The 7,287-nt window shown below is 60.2% G+C and carries 8 protein-coding genes and 1 pseudogene; 2 read left to right on the top strand and 7 right to left on the bottom strand.

The genetic code is table 11. The features are described 5' to 3' along the window. From GBC55_RS29310 to GBC55_RS29285, 6 genes and pseudogenes are all read right to left on the bottom strand, one after another. Positions 1-223 (bottom strand): annotated as a pseudogene (locus GBC55_RS29310) (alpha/beta hydrolase); the annotation flags it as partial. 4 nt (positions 224-227) lie between these two features. Next, a complete protein-coding gene (locus tag GBC55_RS29305; protein ID WP_162441117.1) occupies positions 228-770 on the bottom strand; it encodes a cupin domain-containing protein in 543 nt (180 codons plus the stop codon). A gap of 18 nt (positions 771-788) precedes the next feature. Then, on the bottom strand, positions 789-1,556 hold the full coding sequence (locus tag GBC55_RS29300; RefSeq protein ID WP_178114357.1) for an SDR family oxidoreductase: 768 nt from the start codon (positions 1,554-1,556) through the stop codon (positions 789-791). Beyond that, positions 1,553-2,329 carry an ABC transporter permease gene (locus GBC55_RS29295; RefSeq protein WP_162441116.1) on the bottom strand — a complete coding sequence of 259 codons (777 nt, stop codon included), beginning with the start codon at positions 2,327-2,329 and terminating at the stop codon, positions 1,553-1,555. Before GBC55_RS29295 ends, GBC55_RS29300 begins: the two co-directional genes overlap by 4 nt. 28 nt (positions 2,330-2,357) lie before the next feature. Then, complete coding sequence (locus GBC55_RS29290; protein ID WP_162441115.1) at positions 2,358-3,359, bottom strand: ABC transporter substrate-binding protein; 1,002 nt, start codon at positions 3,357-3,359, stop codon at positions 2,358-2,360. 39 nt (positions 3,360-3,398) lie between these two features. After that, positions 3,399-4,235 carry an ABC transporter ATP-binding protein gene (locus GBC55_RS29285; protein ID WP_235992975.1) on the bottom strand — a complete coding sequence of 279 codons (837 nt, stop codon included), beginning with the start codon at positions 4,233-4,235 and terminating at the stop codon, positions 3,399-3,401. An 854-nt stretch (positions 4,236-5,089) separates the two neighbouring features. On the opposite strand from GBC55_RS29285, the gene GBC55_RS29280 reads away from it, so the two are divergent. Then, entirely contained in the window at positions 5,090-5,326 is a 237-nt protein-coding gene (locus GBC55_RS29280; RefSeq protein ID WP_162441113.1) for a hypothetical protein, read from the top strand. Positions 5,327-5,676: 350 nt separating this feature from the next. Next, entirely contained in the window at positions 5,677-6,072 is a 396-nt protein-coding gene (locus GBC55_RS29275; protein ID WP_162441112.1) for a hypothetical protein, read from the top strand. A 149-nt stretch (positions 6,073-6,221) separates the two neighbouring features. On the opposite strand, the gene GBC55_RS29270 is transcribed toward GBC55_RS29275, so the two are convergent. Next, the coding region (locus GBC55_RS29270; protein WP_247267063.1) for a tyrosine/phenylalanine carboxypeptidase domain-containing protein at positions 6,222-7,287 on the bottom strand (1,066 nt) is incomplete at its 5' end.

The raw sequence follows: 7,287 nt of genomic DNA, 5'->3' as shown, positions 1-7,287 counted from the left end.
CAATCACCCGGGCGCTCTGGCCAAGTACGCGGGCCACCTGCAACCACGACGCCGAGCCCGAACCGATCCCGTGCAGCAACACAATCGCCGGCCCGGCCCCGCATTCGCGGATGCCCTGGCGTCCACCGGCAATCTCCAGCAGGCGCAGGGGAAAGTGCAGGGCCAGTTGGGCCTGGAGATCGTCGGTCAGCGACGGGGCGTGATTGTCGATGGCGTGCAACATGGGCTTATCCGCGCTTGATCGAGGCCAGAGGGTGTTCTGGCGGGTAGGTCGGGGTGACGGGTTTTTTCGCGCCGAGCATCACGCACATCAACGCGTCTTCATCGCCGATGTTGATCTCTTCGCGGTACACACCCGGCGGCACGGAAATCACGTCGCGGTCGGTGAGGATGGTTTCGAAACGCTCACCGTCCTTTTCGATCACCACCTTGAGCTTGCCGCGCAGCACGAAGAACACTTCTTCGACGTCGGTGTGCAGGTGCGGCGGGCCTTCGTGACCGGCGGGAATCACCATGGTGGAAAACGTGAAGTTCTCCGACGGGATGGTGTTCATGTCGGTGCTGACGCCCGTGCCGCCGGTGCCGATGTAGCGCATTTGCGCACGACGGAATTTCGGGTCGTAGTCGGCCTGGAATTTCAGCGCGTTCCAGTCGTACTTGCGGGTTTCGTAGCGGGCGATGCGGGTGTTCATCCAGCTTTCAAGGTCGCTGCCGGCCGGTTGTTCCCAGCTTTTTGGGGTGTCTTGTACGTGTGCGGATAAATCGGTCATGGCTGTCTCCAGATCAAGTCAAGGCATGACGAACCCGCCGTTGACCGGCAAGGTTTGTCCTGTGATGAAACGGGCGAGGTCGGACAGCGCGAACAGCACGGCGCCGCTGACGTCTTCGGGAAGTTGTGGGCGCTGGATGGCGCGTTGATCGTTGTACAAACGGTGCCGGGCTTCGGGCACGTAGGCGGTGGCTTCGACCAGCACCAGGCCCGGCGCGACAGCGTTGACGGTAATGTTGTCAGCGCCCAGTTCGCGGGCCAGGCTGCGGGTCATGGCGATGATTGCGCCTTTGCTCGCGACATACGCCAACAGGTTCGGCGCGCCCCACAACGGCGTGTCGGACGCCAGGTTGACGATGGCGCCATGACCGCTGGCGCGCAGGGCTGGCAGGCTTGCCTTGGTCATCAGCCAGGTGCCGCGCACGTTGACTTGCATGACCTGATCCCAGGTGTCGAGGGTCAGCTCTTCGCAGGTCTTGCCGCCGGAATTGGTGATCGATGCGTTGTTCACCAGGCCGTCGAGCCCACCGAGCAAACGAACGGTTTCAGCGATGCAGGCATCGATCGAATCCGGTTGTGCAAGATCGACCGTCACGCCATGCACGACCAGGCCTTCGGCAACCAGTTCGGCGGCGGATTGCTGCACCCGTTCAGCGAGAATATCGGCGATCACCACGTGGGCACCGGCCCGGCCAATGGCCTGGGCAAAGGCGTAACCCAAGCCACGGGCGCCACCGGTAACCAGCACGCGGCGGCCTTCAAGCAAGCGATTGAGGGTCGTCATCATTGGGTGCTCAACATGGCTTTGGGCATGTAGTGCAGGACGCGTTTTTCGCTCCAGACCACGGCGCCGTAGGCGAGGACACCGATGACCGTGAGCATCACGATGGCGACGAACACGCCAGCGGTATTGCCCTGGCCTTCGGCATCGACCAGCAGGAAGCCCAGGCCCTGATTACCGCCGACCAGTTCACCGACGGTGACGCCGATCACGGCCAGGGTCGAGGCAATGCGCAGGCCGGAGAACAGCGCGGCCATGGCCGACGGGAACTCCACCAGGCGGAAGATCTGCCAGCGGCTGGCGTTCATGGTCCGCACGAGGTTGATCATGTCCGGGTCGACGGTGCGAATCGCCGACAGCACGTTGATCATCACCGGGAAGAACACGATCAGGATGGCGATCAGAATCTTCGGGTAAATGGTGTAGCCCAGCCACATCACGAACAGCGGTGCGAAGGCCACTTTCGGGGCGATCTGCAGGGCCAGGATGTACGGCGACAGCATGGCTTCCGCGGCCGGCGAGAGGCCCAGCGAAACGCCGATGGCCACACCGAGCAGGGCACCCAGGCCGAAGCCGACAATGATCTCGAACGCAGTGATCAGGGTGTGTTGCAACAGCCCGCCGGTCTGCCACATCACCACGCTTTCCTGAGCCACGCGGCTCAGTTGCGGCATGACGAATTCGGGCATGCCGAGCAGTCCCGGCCCCCACTGCCAAAGCACCAGGAACAGGATCAGCAGGGCGACGCTGCCGAGCATGGAGTTATTGAGGTTTTTCATCGTGTCTTTACCTTGTCGTCACTCGCCGTTATTGCGCGGCTGTTTGGGTGTCGATGAACTGGTTGGTGTAGAGGTCGTCGAGCTTGGGCTCCTGGGTGACGATGCCTTCGCTGACATAGAACTGGCGGACCGCTTCAAGCCGCGCCGGATCGATGCGTCCCGGCACTGTCTGGTTGGCGTAGACGTGTTCGACGTAGAGCTTGAAGACCTTCTCCAGCGAGGCTTCCTTGCCGGCATAGGCGGGGACGGCCTGGGCGAACGTGGCGGCGGCGGCCTTGGGGTCCTGAATGATGTCGCGCATGCCTTGCAGGGTGGCCTGGACAACACCGCGAACAATTTGCGGATGGTTCTTGATGGCGTCATCGGAGGCGAGAATGGCTTGGGCCATGCTCTCGAAAATCTGCTCTTGCGGGATCAGCTTGATCTTGACTCCCGCGTCTTCGGCATTCACCACCCAGTCCGGCACGCCCGCCATCGCCTGGGCCTTGTCCGCCGAGAACAACTGCCAGACGCCCGACGGGCCGGCGGCCTGGATGTTCACGTCGGTTTTGCCGAGACCGGCTTTGCGCAATGAAGCGAGCAGGGCGTAGTAGGTGGTGTCCGAGTAGGACATCACCGTCATGGTCTTGCCCTTGAGGTCGGTGATCGAGTTGATGTTTTCGGCGGCATTGGTGGCGATCATGGTGACCCCGCCTGCACCCAGCACCGCCACGGCGCGCACCGGGATACCGTTGGCGCGCACCACGATAGGGGTGTCGCCGATGGCGCCGCCGAGCATCGCGTTACCGGCACCGATCTGCTTCGCCACGTCCACGCCACCCTTGGCTGCAATGAACGTCATGTTCAGGTTCTGCGCGGCGTAGTAACCCTTCTGCTGGGCGATGATCCACGGCGCGAAGGCCGGCGAGTTTGGCGGTGCCGGCAACAGGTAAGTCACGTCGGTCGACTGTGCCTGGGCGGCGAACGCCAGGCCCAGGCCGAGGGCGAGGCCGGAGAGCTGGTTGAAGCGTTGAAACAGAGACTTGAACATGCGTACTCCTGAGTCAGGTGATGGCCACACGGGCGTTGATCAATGCAGTTCGGTGTCTTCACCGACCTGCAGCAACTCCATCAGGCGACCGACCAGCGGACCGATTTCCGGCAGCTTGCGGCGCTCCAGCGGGTTGTCACGGAACGGCAGGTCAATGCTGATTTCTTCGATGATGGTGCCGGGGCGGGCGCTCATGACCAGCAGCCGGTCGGACATGGCGATGGCTTCAATCAGGTCATGGGTAATGAACAGCGCGGTTTTCTTTTCATCGAACAGCATCCGCGCCATGTCCTGTTGCAGGATCATCTTGGTTTGCGCATCCAGTGCCGAGAACGGCTCGTCGAGGAACAGCACTTGCGGGTCAATGGCCAGGGTGCGAGCCAGTGCCGCGCGCTGACGCATGCCGCCCGACAGCTGGAAGGGGTAGTGGTCGGCAAAGCCTTGCAGGTGGCAACGATCGAGCAGATCTTTGGCAACGGCTTGACGCTTGGCGGCTGCGACACCTTGAATCTCCAGGCCCAGTTCGACGTTGCGACGAATGCTGCGCCACGGCATCAACAGATCTTTCTGCAGCATGAACGCGACCTGGCGAACCGGGCCGGTTACGGCTTCACCGCCGACGAACACTTCGCCTTCGGAAGGTCGATAGAGGCCTGAGCCCATGTTCAGAATGGTGCTTTTGCCGCAACCGGAAGGGCCGATGATCGACACCACTTCACCGCGACGAATCTTGAAGTTGACTTCGCGAATGGCGAACGGCGCTTCGGATTTACCTTTGGCCGGGAAACATTTACCGACGTTGCGGAATTCGATTTCGGTGGGCTCCTGGTCTTCCTTGGGAGCGGGCTTAATCCATTGCGGGGCGACGGCGTACATCTCGTTCACAGCCATTGGGAAGGGTCTCTGGTCTGTTTTATAGGTGATACGGTGTTTAGTGCATGAACAATGCCAGAGCGTTGCCAAGTCGCTTTTTTGTTTAAAAGTCGTTTATAAATAAACAGTTAGGTGATTTATCTCGATTTTTGCGTGTTTCATATACGAAACGAGGTTTCTTATATGGCACGAAATTGCACATTGCTTGTGCGAAGTTCAGGGCAGTGCGAGAGGACGGTGCTTTTTTAGGTAACGCCAAGAGAGTCGTTTGTTTTACATGTGAAACAAGGCGGGGGATCTGAGGGGGTGGGTAACAGCTGAAGTGTGCAGCAATTTGATTCGCACGACTGAAGATCGGGATAAGCCGTATTGCCGATCGTTTACATGTTTAGTGCAACGACCTATGTAGGAGCGAGCCTGCTCGCGATGGCGGCTTCGCCGCACGGCGCTTCGCGCCTGACCCCCAGATGAACACCTCCACTCGGCCTCCCGACGGGGCGGGTAGATCAAAATCAAAAGCTTGCAGGCGAGCTAACGCTCGGCCTTGAGTGGTGAAGGGCAACGGCGATGGGTGGTGGTTTTTTTGATGCTCTGTAGGAGCAAAGCTTGGTCTGGGCGGCATTCCGACGATAGCGCCCGATTGACCGACCTGATTCATGTGGATGTCCCGATCCTGTGGGAGCTGGCTTGCCAGCGATGGCGGCCTGACAGCCAATCCGATTTTCGACCGATTGTAGTCAGGCGCGATGGGCTGTGAACGATCCTGTGTGAACAGCGCAAAGCGGTGCAGTTGAACTAAAAACTGACTGTTCAGTCAGGATAATCAGTTGCACTACTTCCATGACGAGGATCCTTCCATGCACAACTACACCGTGAGTTACCTGTTCAACGGCGAGCCCCGCACCCACGTGTTCGAACTCAAACAGTCAGAACTGCAGGTCCATGAAGCGGCGATGCACCTGCTTCAACTGCACTTTGGGGATGGCGAAAACAGCCTGATCATGCCCACGGCGGATGCGACGCCGGAGGAGATTCTTGAGCAGGCTGGGTTGGTTGGGCTGACGCAGATAAAGGTTGGTGGTCGGGCGGGTTGATATCGGTAGTGCGGTTCTCTTAGTCGGTACGCATATATTTGTGGCGGGGGGGATTCCTGTGGCGAGGGGATTTATCCCCGTTCGGCTGCGCAGCAGTCGTAAAACCAAAAAACGCGATGAGCCTGATACTCCTCGGTCGCAGGTTCTGGGGCTGCTTTGCAGCCCAACGGGGATAAATCCCCTCGCCACAGGATTCTGCTCGTCGGTAGATCGTCTAAGCGATCATCGACCTCATCCGGACGTTGGTCATAAGCGTCAACCGTTGGGCGCCTGCACAGGAGCCGTCAATCTGGCTTGTCTACGCTTTGATTTACCGGAAATTTGTCCGGTAACTACAAGGAAGGTGCGACATGGCTTTCTCAAAGTTCGGAATGATCTCCTTGTTGGCGCTCCTGGCCGGCTGCGCAAGCAGTAGCAGCTATCAACCGCCCCCAGTACCTGCCAATGCAGTTACCTTAAATGACCAGCAGATCCACAGTACGTTGATGAACAAGAAGCTGTACGGAACCACTCGGGAGGGCAGTCATCCCTATTCGATTACTTTCTCGCCTGATGGCACGGACGTGTTTCAAATGGCGCCCAACCCGCCCGAGAAAGAAAACTGGACGCTCAAAGAGGGTGTTGTTTGCGTGATCCCGAAGGGCTATCCAACGGAATGCAGCCAAGTGAAAGTGGCTAATAATGAGTTCTGGCTGGTTGACCCTAAAAGCGGCAGAGTCAACGCGTATCTGAAGCTCAACCCTTGACCTAGAGCGGGTGCCGGGCCACGCAAACTGATCGGGATGTGCGCATCGCTTGGCGGCTGTGCCGGCGTGCATAAGGTCGCCGACAAACTTGACATGAAAACCGCAACTTACATCCCAGTTGAACACCGACTCCTTGTGATCCAACCAGACTAGGCGCTCGCGTCAGTTTCATGCTCGTCTGCAAACGCCATGAGTACCTCCAGATCGAGTACCTCCAGCTTGATCCGGGAAATAAAAGCGGAGAACGCCAGGTTGGCGGCGAGCAGACGCAGATCGGACGCCCAGGCCGGGACATGGACCGGTCCCTGGAGCCAGCCGGACTCGAAGAGCGGGGCCAGGCGTACGGTATCCCCCAGATTGAGGCGCCCGGCGAACAAATGGCCCACCAGTTCCGGCCGGTTGTCGCGGATCGCGATACGCAGCAGGGTGTGGACGCCGAGCAAACCCGTCAGGTAGGCGGCATCCTTGGTGAACGCCGAACCGCCGCGCAGGTCGGCGCCACGGAAAACCCGTTGGGTCGAGCGGAAGGATTCCTCTTGCGACTGACCGGCCGCGAGAAAGCTTTCGAACACCTGGATGAAATCGGCGCCATCCAGCGCCTGCTGGACCGCGAGCACGCGCAGAGCGAGGCGGCGCAAGCGATTGATGTCCATGCTGCCGGTGAACAGCTCGGCCAGCGTGGCGATGCCTTCCTGGGTCTGGGTCGTGCGTGGCGCCCCCAGCCCCAGGCTTTTCAGGTTAGGTTGCAGCGCACCGTTTTGTGCCGTGGCCACATGCACGAAAGCTTCGTGCTGCAATAGCTGATTCTTGTCCAGCTCGGAGAACAGGGCGCTGGCCCGCAGACGGATGCGACTCGCCCCGGCGATGGCTTTGGCGGCCAGGGTCGGGTCGAGCACGACTGTGATCCGTCCCGGTCCGAAGAAACGGTCGAGTTCCGGCTGCATCCACCCGGCGAAGACTTCGGCCGGGATGTCGGCCGGGCTCGGTGGAATCCGGGCGCTGCCCAGAAGGGCGTCGGTGGTTTTGAGGAAGAATCGGGCCGCGTCCAGCATGCTTAACTTCTGGCTCGAATAGTAGAAGTCCGGGCGCCGGTACAGCGCTGACGAATACTGAGTAAAGGCGCGAGTGCCGATGGCACCGAGCATGCGCCCGGCAGTGGCATAGCTGCGCGCCGTCATGGCGAGGTGACGCCCGGCCGGATGGCCCTCATCGCAG

Source organism: Pseudomonas sp. TNT3 (assembly GCF_010095445.2).
Lineage (GTDB): Bacteria > Pseudomonadota > Gammaproteobacteria > Pseudomonadales > Pseudomonadaceae > Aquipseudomonas.
Note: the sequence above shows the minus strand (reverse complement) of the source record. Positions and strands in the feature narration are given on the sequence as shown.